Source organism: Desulfosporosinus burensis, assembly GCF_054657535.1.
Genome location: NZ_BAAHYN010000011.1, coordinates 197,920 through 212,985, shown reverse-complemented (window position 1 = coordinate 212,985; position 15,066 = coordinate 197,920). Strand labels below are relative to the sequence as shown.

Below are 15,066 nucleotides of genomic sequence, written 5' to 3'. Positions count from 1 at the left end.
AGGAGGAAAAACTCCATGAAAAGCAACGAGAAATTAATCAAAGAGGGAAAGCAGAATAACATCAGTTTAGTCAAGTATATTTGGAAAACTTTAATAACGGTTGTTCCTATGGTTTCTGCTATGGGTGTTGTTATCGCTTATATTATGAAACTTGAATGGGAGAGAACGGTGATATTATTACTGTGTTTTCTGCTTTCAGGTGTTCTCATAGGAATCGTTGCTTCTTTAAAGAATTATCGTCGTTTTTTGATGCCCATCTATGCTATGCAAAAAGGGATCATTGATGTAGCCCAAGGAGATTTGACCCAACGAGTCCAAGTCATAAAAAATAGCGAATTGGCGCAATTAGGGTATTCATTTAATGACATGATGGAAAACTTTGATAGTATCATTCGTAAAATTCGTGTAATGACTAATTCTTGGGTGATTTCGTCTGAAGAATTATCAGCTAGCGCTCAGGAAGTGACAGCATCAAACACGGATGTTGCGGATAATATAAGCCAAATGGCTATAGATGCCAAACATCAAGCAAGAACCCTTCAACAGATGAAAGATATGGTAATGGAACTAGAGAATGCAGCGCAAATGATTTCAGGTAGGGCTATGTCCGTTTCCGTTGAGGCTGTGAAGTCCGAGCAATATTCTGCAGAAGGATTAAATAGGCTTTCCGTGATTGTGAAGGCGATGGAGGTAACCAATCAATCTGTGAGTAAATCCGTGAGTACGATTGAGAATTTAGCTGATCAATCGAATCGGATCGGTTCGATCACTGAGGCAATTGCCCAGGTAGCTCAGCAAACAAATCTTTTGGCACTCAATGCTGCCATCGAAGCGGCGCGAGCAGGTGAGCATGGGCGGGGGTTTGCTGTAGTTGCGGACGAAATTCGAAAACTTGCGGAAAGTGTGGCCACCTCAACACGAGAAGTTACAGAAATTACCACCCTGATTCAAGGGAGTGTCAATGATGCAGTACAAGGAATGATGAAGACTGCTTCTATGGTGAAAGATAGTGTTTCTACGATTCATAAGGCTCAGGAAACCTTAGCCGATATCGTCAATTCTACCAAAGGGGTATCTAACAATATCTCAGATATTGCGGCCTCTAGCGAACAGATGCTCGGAAGTATGGAGGAGATGACTCGCTATGTCAGTACGGTCATGCAGGTTTCGGAAGAGGCGGCTGGCACAACAGAAACGATTAAAGAGTCAACCACGGAAGTGACAGCGACGATGCAAATTGTTGCTACAGCCGCACAAACCCTAGCGCAAAACGCAACTCAGCTTAAGCAAGAAGTGGAACGATTTAGGGTTTGCAGCTCAAGAAACGTGTAGGGTGAAAGTCGAACAACGCTCTGGAGAAAATTGAAAGGATACAATACTATCTAGTTCTCCAATTAGGCGGGGTATCAGTGATACCAACGGGTTCGAATTATGAAACAAATTCATCGCTACTAAAATAAACTTTAACATCTTCTTCTTGGCACAATACCCTGAGCGCCCCTTGCGCCAAGGCTAACATTTCATCCTCACCCGGGTAGACTATGATAGGCCCGATAAACGAGACTCGTTCCTGGATAGCATCAGTGACTTCTTTTCCAAACGCAATGCCACCGGTTAAAATAATAGCATCCACTTTTCCACAAAGAACGGTTGCACAACTGCCAATTTCTTTAGATACCTGATAAATAAAAGCATCAAATTTAAGACGACAATCCTCATTACCACGTACACATAATTTAGTAACTGTCCGCACGTCATTAGTATTAAGGAAAGCCATGAATCCGCCCTCGCCTACTATTCGCTTTTGCATCTCATCAAGAGTAGCTTCCCCACTGTAACACAGGCGCACCAAGTCACCTATAGGCACTCCGCCGCTTCTTTCTGGCGAAAATGGGCCTTCCCCATCTAGCGCATTATTCACATCCACCACGCGGCCATACTTGTGTACCCCAACTGACACTCCGCCCCCTAAATGTGCCACAATTAAGTTCAAGTCTTCGTATTTTTTGCCAGATTCACGAGCGTACCGTTTGGCAACAGCTTTCTGATTCAGCGCATGAAAAATACTTCTACGCTTTATTTCAGGGAAACCGGAAATACGAGCCACAGGGTCCATTTCATCTATCACAACTGGATCAACAATGTAAGCAGGTACATTCAATAATTCAGCAATTTCATGAGCAATAATACCACCCAGATTGGAGGCATGCTGACCCTGTACTCCGATCCGCAAATCCTCAAGCATGGCCTGATTGACAGCGTAAGTCCCGCCTTCAATCGGCCTTAACAACCCGCCACGTCCGACGACGGCCCCAATACTATTTAAATCAATATCCTTTTCTTGTAACAATTTAAGGATCAGTTCTTTACGGAAAATTAATTGGCCGTAGATTGAGGTATAAGCATCTAACTCCTCGCCGGAGTGACGAATAGTGTCTTCCATTAACTTTTGCTCATCTTGATAAACAGCTACCTTAGTAGATGTAGAACCAGGGTTAATAATCAATAAATTATTGAACAAGATTCTTACCTCCCGAAAATAGATTATGATGCAATTTATATTATTTATATACATCAGTCACTTTTATAATGTTTAGTTTACAAAGATCGGATATCTTGGGAATTTAGTTAATGGCCTTTTGGGGAAAATTCAAATTGATACCATGCCAACGGTTGCCTACCTAATGGATGACCTAAAGGGAATATATTTTAAATATATTCCCTTTAGGTTTTAATTACATTATCAGTGTTTTTCGGAATCTGAAAATCAACTCATACTTTTGTCATCCAATCGTGAGACTCCCACTTCTTGTAAGTGGGAGTGGTACCTCGTGCTCTGCTTCTGTGACGAAAGCCTCCAGTGACGATACGTCACCGAAGTCTCGATGTTCAACTTTAGTTGAACGAGTTCACTTGAAACTTTATTGATCGCTGACGCTCGGCCAATTCACAACAGTCTTTAAAGTAACTGCTCCTTCTTTTTGGCGCTTATTAGACTCAAATATCACAGGACTTTTCTAGCTTAGAGAATTCCAACACCCTTGGCTAAAGCAAATGCAATCGCCCCGCCAATCATGGGGCCAACAATAGGGACCCATGAATATGCCCAATCGGAATCTCCTTTGCCAGCAATGGGGCATATGAAATGAGCAATTCGGGGGCCTAAGTCACGAGCCGGGTTCATAGCATATCCTGTGGGACCACCCAGGCAGGCACCTAATCCGAAAATCAAAAGACCGACCATCAAAGGACCATATCCAGGGGTCATAACTCCTACGTTTTTTGAGAAAATAGCAAAAACCCCGAATATTAACATGATTGTAGCAATGATTTCGAAAAACAAATTTTGCGCATAATTCCGGACAGCTGGAAAGGTACAAAAAACTCCCAATTTTGTGGCCTTATCTTCCGTAAGTTCCCAGTGACCGCGGAAGAGCAACCAAGTAACACAACCACCGGCAACGCCACCCGCTATTTGTAAAAACATGATGAGTATGGCATCAGATACTGAATAGACCCCGTTTAAGAGTTTCGCGAATGTTACTGCTGGGTTAAGATCACCTTGCGCACCGCAGGCAATCGCAACAAAAATCCCCATCATAACACCGACCCCCCAGCCGGCAATGATATTCACCCAACCAGCGCCTTCAGCCTTTGATTTTGATAGGCACGAGTTTGCGACTACGCCGTTTCCAAAAATAATAAGCGTAGTTACACCTAGAAATTCCCCTAAATATGGAGTAACCATAATTAGAACCCTCCTCATTTTACTATTATTTTGTGATCTTTTTTCTTACTTCTGAATAGTCGCTCCTTTCTTCACAATGATTAAATTTAAAATATATTGATATAGTACCTCCAATTTGGATAAATACCTGTACATTAATTTGCCGGTATATATTACATTATTGCCTTACCAAAGCGACGCATTTTCAAGTAATAGCCCATAAAATTCCATAACTGTGATTATTACATATAAAGTAGGATTCATTTGTCCGAGTAGATTGACAAGTAACTGAAAGTTCTAATGAAGATGCAAAAAGTGGCCCAAAGCCCTTCGATATAAGGACATTGGACCACACTTAGTAAGTGAAACTCCTCGTAGCAAGCTGCGGAGAATTAGACCTCAGAAATTCAAGACATATGCAGGAGCATCAGAACATTCCTTTTTTTCGTAGAATAATACCCATAGTACTACTTGTGATAAGTGCTAGCAAAAGAACTATCCAAAATCCTGTTTGTGTACCCTGCCAAGGTACCTTGAGCGTCATGCTCCAAAAACTTGAGATCATAGTAGGAATAGCTAATAAAATTGTTACAGAAGCTAAAAATTTCATGATCTGATTTAAATTATTGTTAATGACCGAAGAAAATGCATCCATCATACTACTCATTATGTAACTATAAGTCTGAGCTAATTCCAAAGCTCGCTTATTTTCTATAATAACGCTTTCCAAAACATCCTCATCCTCTTCATGCATCTCTAGTAGATATCGCATTTGTGGGTCAGATCTCATGCGGAGGATTGTTTCCGCGACTATCACATTGCCACGTAGGGCTGCGGTAAAGTAGGTTAAGCCTTTTTCAAGATCAAGAAGTTGGAATACTTCTCGATTATTGGTTGATTTGCGTAGGCGAATCTCAATCGCATCTGTTCGCTGGCGAATATGCCGAATAAATTTCAAAAAGACTGTATCGGCATGATACAAGATTTGAAAGAATAATTGAGTCCTTTTAGTGGTATCAAATAGAAACCTACTGCCATCGATGTTATTTGGAAGTACTTGTATCAAGTCTTCACTTATGGTTATGGTTAATTCAGGTGTTAAAATAATACTGAGCGGGCTGGTCTCATATCGATCAGCACCATGAGAAACAGGAACACTAATAATGGCGAGAATACACTTTTTGCCCAAAATAATCCTAGGACTGTCATCTTCATCAACTGCAAAACGGAAAAAATGCTCCGGTATCTGGGCTGTAGCTGATATTTGTCGGATTTCACCCGATGTTGGGTTGACTAGTTTAATCCAAACTCCTTTAGCCAAGGGATCCCATGATACTTCTTGGAGCTTATCTTCTAGCGTTTTATAGGTTGTCAGCATAAAATTCTCCTTTTTAGAACCAAGCTTTGTTGTTAGAGTTCTATCCTTTCTGCACCCAATATTGTGCTTTGGAAATACCCTCAAGGTCAATATTCTCGACGATTCCGACGATAGCTGCATCAACTGCACTATTATCATTTCCCATAACATGGCGGGCAGAACTACCGGAGGTTACTAAAACATTCTCTCCATTTCCTGCACCTACAGTATCTACAGCAACCTGCAGGCTGATTGTATTCATGCCATCTAAATTTAAAGGTTGAACCACTAAAAGTTTACTTCCTACTAAGCTCTCATTCTTAGTAGGGGCCACGACAGTTCCTACAACTTTGCCAAGCCACATGGGAATCCCCCCCATAATACTAAACATAGTATTTTTGTTTCTATGCTAGTTTTTCTTAATAAACTTAGTTTGACAAGTTTATACTTTTTCCTTTGGATTATTTTGTGACAACATAGAATATTATTGTTTTTGTGTAACTACATAGAAAACACTAAAGATTTTCCAAGTACCCCTCATCTTAAAGGGCATTCGCTGCAAGAATAGACGAAGTTGTAGCAATGAGGGCAAAAAAGTTATATAGAGAGTACGTAAGGCAGAGAGACTCTGACTTTGAAAGTGTTATCGAACATCCAACGAATAATATTAGTTTGCTATAATATAGCAAATTATTGCTTCTTGCAGGAAATAGTCTGTGCTATATCAAATACTCCTTCTTATAGAAGGAGTAGTAATAAATGGATATCTCGTAACTAAAATGCTATAGTTTTACGAGGGGGGATTCAGATGGAAGCTTTGAGCCGATCTGTCTTAGGTCAAATTGTGAATATCCAGATTTTGCAGGAAATCCAAGATCATTTTTCGGAAGCAACCGGATTGGCAGCAGTAATTGTCGACGTTGAGGGGAAACCTATTACTGAACCAAGCAATTTTACCAAGTTTTGTACATATATCCGTTCTTTTCCTCAGGGGCTATCAGGCTGCACTAGTTGTGATGATCGAGCTGGTCGAGCGAGTAGAAAGAACATTGACAAGCAAAAGCCTGTTGTGTATCTATGCCATAGTGGATTAACGGATTTGGCTGCACCTATCATTGTACAAGACCAATACATCGGCGCTTTTCTTGCTGGGCAAGTTATTTTAGAAAAAGAAGATTATGATGCCAAAGCAGAAATGTTTCGCTGCGTGTCTGGTTTGGGTATGGAGACAGAAGTTTTGTCGGAGTTTTTTGATGTCATAGAAGTTGTACCAGAAAAAAGGCTCAAGGCCGCAGCCGATCTCATCTATATTATGACAAATTATATTGTGGAAATTGGAATTTCCAATATTTCTCAGAAACAACTCGTGAAAGAAGTAAAAGCCAAAGCCCACTTGGAAGCCACGTTGCGTGTTACCGAATTAAAGGCACTACAAGCTCAGGTCAATCCCCACTTTTTATTCAATGCGTTAAATACCATTGCTCGGTTGGCTCTTTTGGAAGGAGCCAGCAGAACTCAGGAAATCGTCTATGCCTTATCTGATTTACTCCGGGACAATTTACAGGATATTGACGTTCTGCGAACATTGGAAGAAGAAGTAAAATCCGCCAAAGACTATCTATTGATCCAAAAGGTGCGTTTTGGGGATCGTATTCAATCATTCATCGATATAGATCCTCAAATATTGAAAATAATGATTCCGGCTCTTACCTTGCAGCCAATCATCGAAAATGCCATCATTCATGGACTTGAAAAAAAGGTAGATGGCGGGCAGATCTTTGTTAGTGGACGGATCGAAGGAGAGCAAATTATTATTATTGTGACCGATACCGGAGTCGGAGTACCTATGGAACGCATTCGCAGTATCTTCCGTGCTGAAAAACGAACTATAACTCATGGGCAAACGACTGGTCTAGGAATCATTAATGTTCATAAACGTATTCAGCATCATTTTGGTCCTGAATACGGTCTAGAGATAGAAAGTAAAGTTGGTGAAGGCACCAGTAACTACATTCGTCTCCCAGACTGCCGGGCATAAAATGTATCAAGAGGAGAATAAGAATGTATCGATTGTTGATTGCAGATGATGAACAATTAGAACGACAAGCCTTACGGTTTATAATAGAGAAAAATTTCACCGACATTCAAGTAGTTGGTGATACTGGGGATGGCGCTAGTGCTATTAATATTGCTATAAGTGAAAAACCAGATATTGTGTTGATGGATATCCGCATGCCTGGAATAGACGGTTTGGAAGCTGCCAAAAGTATATTGGACTTGCTTCCAAATGTAAGCGTTATCATGCTTACAGCAATGGACGATTTTAATAGCGCTAAGCAAGCCCTAACAATAGGTGCTGAGGGATACTTGCTAAAACCGGTACGCCCTAATGATTTACTGTCCACTTTACGGACTATCATAAGCAAAATTAGCGTGATACAGTTAAAGCAACAGGAAGAAGCACTCTTACGTAAAAACGTAGAAGACGCCATGCCATTTATCCAAATGTCTTTTGTATATGATTTGATTTCAGGTAACATTATGGAACTGGAACAATTTTGGGAACGATCGACGTTTCTAGGGATGAAAGTTGATCCTGGGGTCGCATTAGTTGTGGATATTGATAATTTTAAGCAACTCACCTATAGTGATTCTGAACTGGAAAAACAAATGTTAAAACAGCGAGTTTATCAGCTGATTTGCAGTGTCGTGGGTGATAATGGCTTGGTTACTCCCTTTAGCAGTGACAATTTGATTATTTTATTAGGATTTAAGGAAGTAGATACACCAAGAATTATAAAAAATGATGTGCATAAAATAGCGACAAATATAAGAGATAGTATTCTTCGATCTATGAATACTAGTATTACGGTTGGAATTGGACGTTATTACAATAATCCATTGGATATACAGAAGTCTTACCGCGAAGCCTTGAATGCCCAGCGGCAGAGGTTTTATCTTGGGGATAATCAAATCATTCATGTTGAAGATATACCTCATCTAAGTACAGGACCCTTCAATTATCCTTTTCATTACGAGCGGACAGTATTGGATAAGGTTCGTTGTGGGGATAGAAAACAGGCTAAACAGGCACTGAGTAAGTTATTGAGTGAAATATTTGTGAGTAACGCTAGTATTGAGACCGTGAAAGCTTGTGTCCTCGAATTATTGATCGTATTATCCCGAGCGGCAGTAGAAGGGGGTGCTAATTTAGACCAGCTCACCTTGTTAAATTTTAATAGTATCAATGTTTTAATTGGGTGTTGTTCTAAAGAACAGGTGGAACAGTGGATGTTGGAATCCTTAGATTGCGTTATGGACAATATGTTGGAAAATAGAAGCAGCATTAATATTCGAGTTGCGAATAGTGCGTGTGATTATATAAAGGAAAATTGCCATAGAAATATATCATTAGAAGAAGTTGCAGAAACTGTACATTTAAGTCGCTTTTACTTTAGTCGATTATTTAAGCAGGAAAAGGGTTGCAACTTTGTAGATTTTATAACGAAAGTTAGAATTGATAGAGCAAAGTTGATGTTGCAAAATCCAGATTATAATGTAGTACGTATCGCTGCAGAGGTAGGTTATCAAGATGCTAGTTATTTTTGTCGCGTATTTCGCCAAGCGACTGATTTGACACCTAATCAGTATCGTAAGGAGATGCGTCAAAAAAAGACTGGCAATGAAGGAAAAGGATAGAGAAAAATATTGTAAGTAGTAGCAGATTATAAAAACGCATAATTCAAACGAAAAGGACTGTGGTCAAACAGTCCTTTTTTGCTTTTCTGTAAAAAAAACAGTGGATAGAAAACAATAAAGTCTTATAAAAATAGTTCGGTCCAATATATAGGATAAATATCTACAACGAACACCGCAAATATATCCAGTGGGTAAGCAATATATGCTGAAGTAAAAATGGATAGAAAAAGCTACTATTTATATAGCTTTTAAATCTCTCCCTCCCAGGTTTGCTAGTATGTTTTCCCTGCCGGCTATAGGGATGGTCACTTAAATATACGCACCTGGAATCGATAGGGTGAAAGTAAAGTCTCGTTTATTGCAGGGGGGTGTCAAAGAACTAATATTTTTTATTCCAGCCCATATTGGAGAAGGAGTAGTTTGCTTTTTTAATATTTTGAGGAGGGGAGGTTCAAATCATGAGTGAGGCCTTAGGTATGATCGAAACCAAAGGATTGGTAGGGGCTATTGAAGCAGCTGATGCGATGGTAAAGGCAGCTAATGTCGAATTAATCGGCTATGAAAAAATAGGTTCAGGTTTAGTGACGGTGATGGTTCGGGGCGATGTTGGTGCTATAAAAGCAGCAACAGATGCTGGTGCCGCCGCAGCACGGAAAGTGGGCGAAGTTGTTTCCATTCACGTTATTCCTCGTCCACATACAGATGTGGAGAAAATTCTTCCCAAAGTCAAATAGGAATTAATTTGGAGGTGTAAGTTTTTATGCAAGAACAGTTAATTGACAAGGTCATGGACGAAATCAAGAAACGTATGGAAAGCCAAGTTCCTGACGAGACGGGACAGGAAAAAACCAAAGCGGTCGTAAACATAGGCATGACTGAGTATGTCGGTACTGCAATCGGCGATACCATTGGACTGGTTATAGCCAACGTTGATCCCATGTTGCATGAAAAGATGAAGATAGATCCAAAATATCGTTCTATTGGGATCCTTGGTGCCCGTACTGGAGCAGGTCCTCATATTATGGCCGCAGATGAAGCAGTTAAAGCTACTAATACTGAAATTATCAGCATTGAATTGCCCAGGGACACAAAAGGTGGAGCCGGACACGGTTGTTTGATTCTTTTTGGTGCTGAAGAAGTTTCAGACGCTCGCCGGGCAATTGAAGTAGCCTTGAAAGAACTTGATCGCACCTTTGGGGATGTGTATGCCAATGATGCAGGACATCTTGAAATGCAGTATACTGCTCGGGCAAGTTTTGCTGTCAATAAAGCTTTTGGCGCACCAGTTGGTAAAGCTTTTGGCCTGATTGTCGGCGCTCCTGCAGCCATCGGAGTGCTAATGTCTGATGTTGCTGTTAAAACAGCAAATGTTGAAATAGTTGGATATGCCAGCCCTGGGGGTGGTAGTCACTCTAACGAGGCAATTCTTATGGTGACTGGGGATTCTGGAGCAGTACGCCAATCGGTCTTAGCGGCAAAAGAAGCGGGTCTGAAACTGCTGGAAGCAATAGGTGGTCCAGCTCCATCAGTAACGACACCATATATCTAAGAGTAGGGAGGGGAGAAATAATGAAAAGGTCAAAACGATTTGAGGTATTAGCTGCCCGCCCTGTCAATCAGGACGGTTTCGTAGAAGAATGGCCAGAGGTGGGTCTAATAGCCATGGGCAGCCCCAATGACCCGGAGCCTAGTATAAAAATTGAAAATGGGAAAATCGTCGAAATGGACGGGGTATCTCGCAGTAACTTTGATTTTATTGAACAATTTATTGCGGATTACGCCATTGATGTGACCGTAGCCGAAAAGTCAATGGCTATGGATAATAACGATATCGCCAAGATGCTTGTAGATATTAATGTCTCAAGAGACGAAATAGTAAAGCTTGTTCGTGGATTAACAGCGGCTAAACTTGTAGCTGTTTTCAACACTATGAATGTCGTCGAAATGATGATGGCCATGCAAAAAATGCGGGCCCGTAAAATTCCCTCTAATCAGTGCCATATTACTAACATTAAGGACAATCCAGTACTGATTGCTGCGGACGGAGCGGAAGCAGCAATGCGCGGATTTGATGAAATGGAAACTACAGTGGCGGTCGTCCGGTATGCACCCTTCAATGCCCTGGCGCTTCTGATTGGTGGTCAGACTGGTCGGGGCGGTACATTGATTCAGTGTGCGCTGGAAGAAGCGACAGAGTTGGAGCTTGGCATGCGTGGTATTACTGCTTATGCGGAAACCATTTCGGTATACGGTACAGAAAATGTGTTTGTTGACGGTGATGACACACCTTGGTCAAAAGGCTTTCTTGCTTCGGCCTATGCTTCGCGGGGTCTGAAAATGAGGTTTACTTCTGGTACCGGTTCGGAAGTGCAGATGGGTTATGCAGAGGGTAAATCCATGCTATATTTAGAAATTCGTTGCATTATGGTTACACGGGGGGCTGGTGTCCAGGGATTGCAGAACGGATCTGTAAGTTGTATTGGTGTACCGGCTGCTGTTCCATCGGGTATTCGTGCGGTGTTGGCAGAAAATCTGTGCACCACGATGCTGGATCTGGAAGTTGCATCCAGTAATGACCAGACATTTACTCATTCCGATATTCGGCGTACTGCTCGTACGTTAATGCAAATGCTCCCCGGCACTGACTTCATCTGTTCTGGTTTTGGAGGCATTCCCAACTATGACAATATGTTTGCTGGTTCGAACTGGGATGTTGAAGACTATGACGATTGGAATATCATTCAGCGTGACTTGAAAGTCGATGGTGGACTAAGACCAATTTCCGAGGAACAAGCTATTGCAGTTCGTAATAAAGCTGCCCGGGCGTTGCAGGCTGTGTTTAAAGAACTCGGCTTCCCGGAAATCAAAGATGAAGAAGTCGAAGCCGCAACCTATGCACATGGTAGTAAGGATATGCCTGAACGCAACGTAGTTGAAGATTTAAAAGCCGCTCAAGAATTGATGAGTCGAGGCATTACTGGTCTGGATATCGTTAAAGCATTGGCTAAAAACGGTTTTAGTGATTTAGCTGACCATATACTGAATCTTTTAAAACAACGTATTTCAGGAGATTATCTCCATACATCTGCCATTCTTGACAAAGACTTTAATGTTATAAGTGCAGTCAATAGCCGGAATGACTATCGTGGTCCAGGAACTGGTTATCGCATCAGCGATGAACGTTGGGATGAAATTAAAACCATCAGTCAGGCCATTAAACCGTCTGATTTTGACGTTTGAGTCAGGAAGAGAGGTGTATTGTAATGGAATTAAATGCGCAAATGATTCGTGAAATTATTGTGCAAGTGGTACAAGGGATGCAAGGAAGTGAACAATCCAAAAGTGCAAAACCAGTGGTCGCTGGGCATCCGATGACTTTGGTGGAAAAAGGCGAAGCACGCCTTGGTACGAGGGCTGATGAAGTGGTGATTGCTTTAGCTCCAGCCTTTGGCAAATATCAAAATAAAACCATCGTGAATGTTCCTCACGGCGATGTACTGCGGGAAATGATTGCTGGTATTGAGGAACAAGGTTTACATGCCCGTGTGATCAGGGTAATACGTACTTCTGATGTGGCTTTTGCCGCCCATGACGCTACTAAGCTGAGTGGCTCGGGAATTGCTATTGGGATACAGTCCAGAGGAACGACAGTAATTCACCAAAAAGGTTTGCCACCATTGAGTAATCTGGAACTATTTTCCCAGTCGCCCTTGCTGGATTTGGAAGCTTATCGGGCTATTGGCGGTAATGCTGCTAAGTATGCCAAAGGAGAATCCCCAACTCCGGTGCCAACTAAAAATGATCAGATGGCACGGCCTAAGTTTCAGGCAAAAGCAGCAGTGCTTCATATTAAAGAAACGGAACACGTGGTTCCTGGAACTAAACCGGTCGAACTTGAAGTGAATTTTAATTAAGCGGAGGTGATAGAAATGTCTCAAGAAAAATTGATAGAAAATATGGTCCGTGAAGTATTAAAGTCGATGTCTCAAGCACCACAAACTACATTGGCTCCTTCAAAGGGTACATTACAAGGATTAAATCCAGACCATGATTACCCTTTGGCTGCCAAACGACCAGAATTATTGAAAACTCCTACGGGTAAAAAGCTCTCAGACATTACGCTGGAGAACGTGTTAAATGGTAAGGTAACGCCCAAAGATGTGAGTATTGCTCCAGAGACACTTCGAATGCAGGCTGATATTGCGGATGGTGTTGGGAGAACCCAGCTTGCCAATAATTTGCGTAGGGCGGCGGAATTAACGGCTATCCCTGATAACCGTATACTTGAAATGTATAATGCTCTTCGTCCCTATCGGTCGACTAAAGCGGAATTAATCCTTATTGCTGAAGAAATGGAAACTAAATATAAGGCAACCATAAGTGGCGCTTTTGTGAGAGAGGCTGCAGGGGTTTACGAACGCCGTAATCGTCTCAGAGCGGAGTAGGGTGGGATTTTCATGACTATCGTTGCGGGTGTGGATATCGGGAATTCCACAACGGAAGTGTGTTTAGCTAGTATTGATTCACTAATCTTAATTAAGTATTTAGCTAGTAGTATTATTAAAACTACTGGTATCAAAGGTACAGTAGCTAACGTACCTGGGATTGTCATTGCTTTAGAAGAAGCGTTAAAAAAATCTGGGCTTAAGATGACTGATCTGGATGAAATACGGCTAAATGAAGCAACTCCGGTAATTGGGGATTTGGCAATGGAAACCATTACCGAAACAATTATTACCGAATCAACGATGATTGGTCACAATCCATCGACACCTGGCGGGGTGGGCTTAGGTGTCGGAACAACAGTGTTGTTAAGTCAACTGGTTGGTATTATTGCAGGAGAGAAGGTCCTTTGCGTTATTCCCGCAGGCATTGATTTTCAAGAAGCAGCTGATGCTCTTAATGAGGCTATGACCCGAGGGATTGATGTTCAAGGAGTCATCGTTAAGCAAGATGATGCGGTGCTGATTGCTAATCGGCTCAAGAGAATCATACCAGTAGTGGACGAAGTGACCCTGATTGATAAGGTTCCCCTTGGAATGATGGCAGCAGTGGAAGTGGCTGAAGCGGGGCAAACCATTACAACCTTATCCAATCCATATGGGATTGCAACTGTGTTTAAGTTATCTGCTGACGAGACCAAGATGGTGGTCCCTATTGCCAGGGCTCTGATTGGCAATCGATCGGCAGTCGTTGTGCGTACACCAGCAGGGGATGTCAAGGCCCGGACTATATCAGCTGGATTTATCACTGTCTTTGGAGAAAAAGGTAAGGCTGATATCGATGTTGATGCTGGTGCTGCAAGAATAATGGCAACAGTGGAACGGGTACAACCAGTTCTTGACGTACAGGGAGAAGCTGGAACCAACGTTAGCGGGATGCTGGAAAGAGTTCGCCAAGTGATGAGTGAACTTACATCCCAACCTCTTGGAGAAATGAAAATTCAAGATCTGCTGGCAGTCGATACATTTGTACCCCAAAAAGTGCAGGGTGGGTTAGCTGGAGAATTCGCGCTAGAAAATGCGGTGGCTTTGTCGGCTATGGTAAAAACGAGCCGCCTTCCCATGCAACAGATAGCCGACCAGTTAAGCAAAAATCTCGGCCTTCGAGTTGTGATTGCGGGAGTGGAGGCCAATATGGCAATTCGTGGTGCCCTTACGACTCCGGGTACAGATAAACCTCTTGCAATTCTTGATATGGGCGGTGGCTCGACGGATGCGGCCATTATCACCAGGGATGGACGGGTATTGTCTATCCACCTAGCTGGAGCAGGTGATATGGTCACGATGTTGATCAATTCCGAATTAGGACTCAATGATTTTGATCTATCAGAAGACATCAAGAAATACCCTCTGGCTAAAGTTGAAAGTTTATTTCATATAAGGTTAGAGGATGGGACGGTGCGGTTTTATGAGCATCATCTTCCGCCTGAGGTTTTTTCCCGTGTGGTAATTTTAAAAGCAGGTGAAATGGTTCCTATTCCCACAAATCATCCCTTGGATAAGGTTCGTCATGTGCGTCGAGAGGCCAAAAAACGGGTGTTTGTAACAAATGCCTTGCGGTCTCTAGCGCGGGTGGCTCCAACAGGCAATATCCGCCATATCGATTTTGTTGTTTTGGTAGGTGGATCAGCCTTGGATTTTGAAGTGGCGGATATGGTGACTGATGCCTTGGCTGAGTATGGGATTGTATGCGGACGGGGAAATATTCGGGGCTCAGAAGGTCCTAGAAATGCCGTGGCTACTGGACTGGTACTATCCTATCTTGGCGGAGAGGCGTGAAA

At 42.1% G+C, this 15,066-nt stretch carries 13 protein-coding genes; 9 read left to right on the top strand and 4 right to left on the bottom strand.

Translation table 11 applies throughout. The annotated features are described in order from the left end of the window. The first annotated feature begins 15 nt into the window (after nt 1–15). Nucleotides 16–1,332 carry a methyl-accepting chemotaxis protein gene (locus tag ACYQ3Q_RS19775; protein WP_459930219.1) on the top strand — a complete coding sequence of 439 codons (1,317 nt, stop codon included), beginning with the start codon at nt 16–18 and terminating at the stop codon, nt 1,330–1,332. 97 nt (nt 1,333–1,429) lie between these two features. Here the strand turns inward: ACYQ3Q_RS19775 and buk are convergent, their stop codons facing one another. The 4 genes from buk to ACYQ3Q_RS19755 all read right to left on the bottom strand — a co-directional run bounded on the left by buk (nt 1,430) and on the right by ACYQ3Q_RS19755 (nt 5,448). After that, entirely contained in the window at nt 1,430–2,521 is a 1,092-nt protein-coding gene (buk, locus tag ACYQ3Q_RS19770) for a butyrate kinase (protein ID WP_459930218.1), read from the bottom strand. Between the two features lie 501 nt (nt 2,522–3,022). Next, nucleotides 3,023–3,748, bottom strand: coding sequence for an MIP/aquaporin family protein (locus ACYQ3Q_RS19765; protein ID WP_459930217.1), 726 nt, complete (start codon nt 3,746–3,748; stop codon nt 3,023–3,025). A gap of 406 nt (nt 3,749–4,154) precedes the next feature. Next, nucleotides 4,155–5,105 carry a magnesium transporter CorA family protein gene (locus ACYQ3Q_RS19760; RefSeq protein ID WP_459930216.1) on the bottom strand — a complete coding sequence of 317 codons (951 nt, stop codon included), beginning with the start codon at nt 5,103–5,105 and terminating at the stop codon, nt 4,155–4,157. 40 nt (nt 5,106–5,145) lie between these two features. Further along, on the bottom strand, nt 5,146–5,448 hold the full coding sequence (locus ACYQ3Q_RS19755) for a EutN/CcmL family microcompartment protein (RefSeq protein WP_459930215.1): 303 nt from the start codon (nt 5,446–5,448) through the stop codon (nt 5,146–5,148). A 444-nt stretch (nt 5,449–5,892) separates the two neighbouring features. On the opposite strand from ACYQ3Q_RS19755, the gene ACYQ3Q_RS19750 reads away from it, so the two are divergent. From ACYQ3Q_RS19750 to ACYQ3Q_RS19715, 8 genes are all read left to right on the top strand, one after another. Beyond that, entirely contained in the window at nt 5,893–7,122 is a 1,230-nt protein-coding gene (locus ACYQ3Q_RS19750; protein WP_459930214.1) for a sensor histidine kinase, read from the top strand. Nucleotides 7,123–7,145: 23 nt separating this feature from the next. After that, nucleotides 7,146–8,783, top strand: coding sequence for a response regulator transcription factor (locus ACYQ3Q_RS19745; protein ID WP_459930213.1), 1,638 nt, complete (start codon nt 7,146–7,148; stop codon nt 8,781–8,783). Nucleotides 8,784–9,238: 455 nt separating this feature from the next. Beyond that, entirely contained in the window at nt 9,239–9,517 is a 279-nt protein-coding gene (eutM, locus tag ACYQ3Q_RS19740; RefSeq protein WP_459930248.1) for an ethanolamine utilization microcompartment protein EutM, read from the top strand. A 26-nt stretch (nt 9,518–9,543) separates the two neighbouring features. Continuing rightward, entirely contained in the window at nt 9,544–10,332 is a 789-nt protein-coding gene (gene pduB / locus ACYQ3Q_RS19735) for a propanediol utilization microcompartment protein PduB (RefSeq protein WP_459930212.1), read from the top strand. Between the two features lie 20 nt (nt 10,333–10,352). Further along, on the top strand, nt 10,353–12,023 hold the full coding sequence (locus tag ACYQ3Q_RS19730; protein ID WP_459930211.1) for a propanediol/glycerol family dehydratase large subunit: 1,671 nt from the start codon (nt 10,353–10,355) through the stop codon (nt 12,021–12,023). A gap of 23 nt (nt 12,024–12,046) precedes the next feature. Continuing rightward, nucleotides 12,047–12,697, top strand: a complete 651-nt coding sequence (locus ACYQ3Q_RS19725) for a propanediol/glycerol family dehydratase medium subunit (protein ID WP_459930210.1) — start codon at nt 12,047–12,049, stop codon at nt 12,695–12,697. 15 nt (nt 12,698–12,712) lie between these two features. Then, nucleotides 12,713–13,228: a diol dehydratase small subunit gene (locus tag ACYQ3Q_RS19720; RefSeq protein ID WP_459930209.1), complete on the top strand. Its 516-nt coding sequence runs from the start codon at nt 12,713–12,715 to the stop codon at nt 13,226–13,228. 12 nt (nt 13,229–13,240) lie between these two features. Continuing rightward, nucleotides 13,241–15,064, top strand: a complete 1,824-nt coding sequence (locus ACYQ3Q_RS19715; RefSeq protein WP_459930208.1) for a diol dehydratase reactivase subunit alpha — start codon at nt 13,241–13,243, stop codon at nt 15,062–15,064. The last annotated feature ends 2 nt before the right edge of the window (nt 15,065–15,066 follow it).

What these genes read in the sequence shown, in the direction of transcription:
- ACYQ3Q_RS19720 (WP_459930209.1), top strand. Translation starts at nt 12,713, where the DNA reads ATGTCTCAAGAAAAATTGATAGAAAATATGGTCCGTGAAGTATTAAAG.
- ACYQ3Q_RS19730 (WP_459930211.1), top strand. Translation starts at nt 10,353, where the DNA reads ATGAAAAGGTCAAAACGATTTGAGGTATTAGCTGCCCGCCCTGTCAAT.
- ACYQ3Q_RS19760 (WP_459930216.1), bottom strand. Translation starts at nt 5,105, where the DNA reads ATGCTGACAACCTATAAAACGCTAGAAGATAAGCTCCAAGAAGTATCA.
- ACYQ3Q_RS19745 (WP_459930213.1), top strand. Translation starts at nt 7,146, where the DNA reads ATGTATCGATTGTTGATTGCAGATGATGAACAATTAGAACGACAAGCC.
- ACYQ3Q_RS19715 (WP_459930208.1), top strand. Translation starts at nt 13,241, where the DNA reads ATGACTATCGTTGCGGGTGTGGATATCGGGAATTCCACAACGGAAGTG.
- ACYQ3Q_RS19755 (WP_459930215.1), bottom strand. Translation starts at nt 5,448, where the DNA reads ATGTGGCTTGGCAAAGTTGTAGGAACTGTCGTGGCCCCTACTAAGAAT.
- ACYQ3Q_RS19765 (WP_459930217.1), bottom strand. Translation starts at nt 3,748, where the DNA reads ATGGTTACTCCATATTTAGGGGAATTTCTAGGTGTAACTACGCTTATT.
- ACYQ3Q_RS19750 (WP_459930214.1), top strand. Translation starts at nt 5,893, where the DNA reads ATGGAAGCTTTGAGCCGATCTGTCTTAGGTCAAATTGTGAATATCCAG.
- ACYQ3Q_RS19775 (WP_459930219.1), top strand. Translation starts at nt 16, where the DNA reads ATGAAAAGCAACGAGAAATTAATCAAAGAGGGAAAGCAGAATAACATC.
- pduB (WP_459930212.1), top strand. Translation starts at nt 9,544, where the DNA reads ATGCAAGAACAGTTAATTGACAAGGTCATGGACGAAATCAAGAAACGT.
- ACYQ3Q_RS19725 (WP_459930210.1), top strand. Translation starts at nt 12,047, where the DNA reads ATGGAATTAAATGCGCAAATGATTCGTGAAATTATTGTGCAAGTGGTA.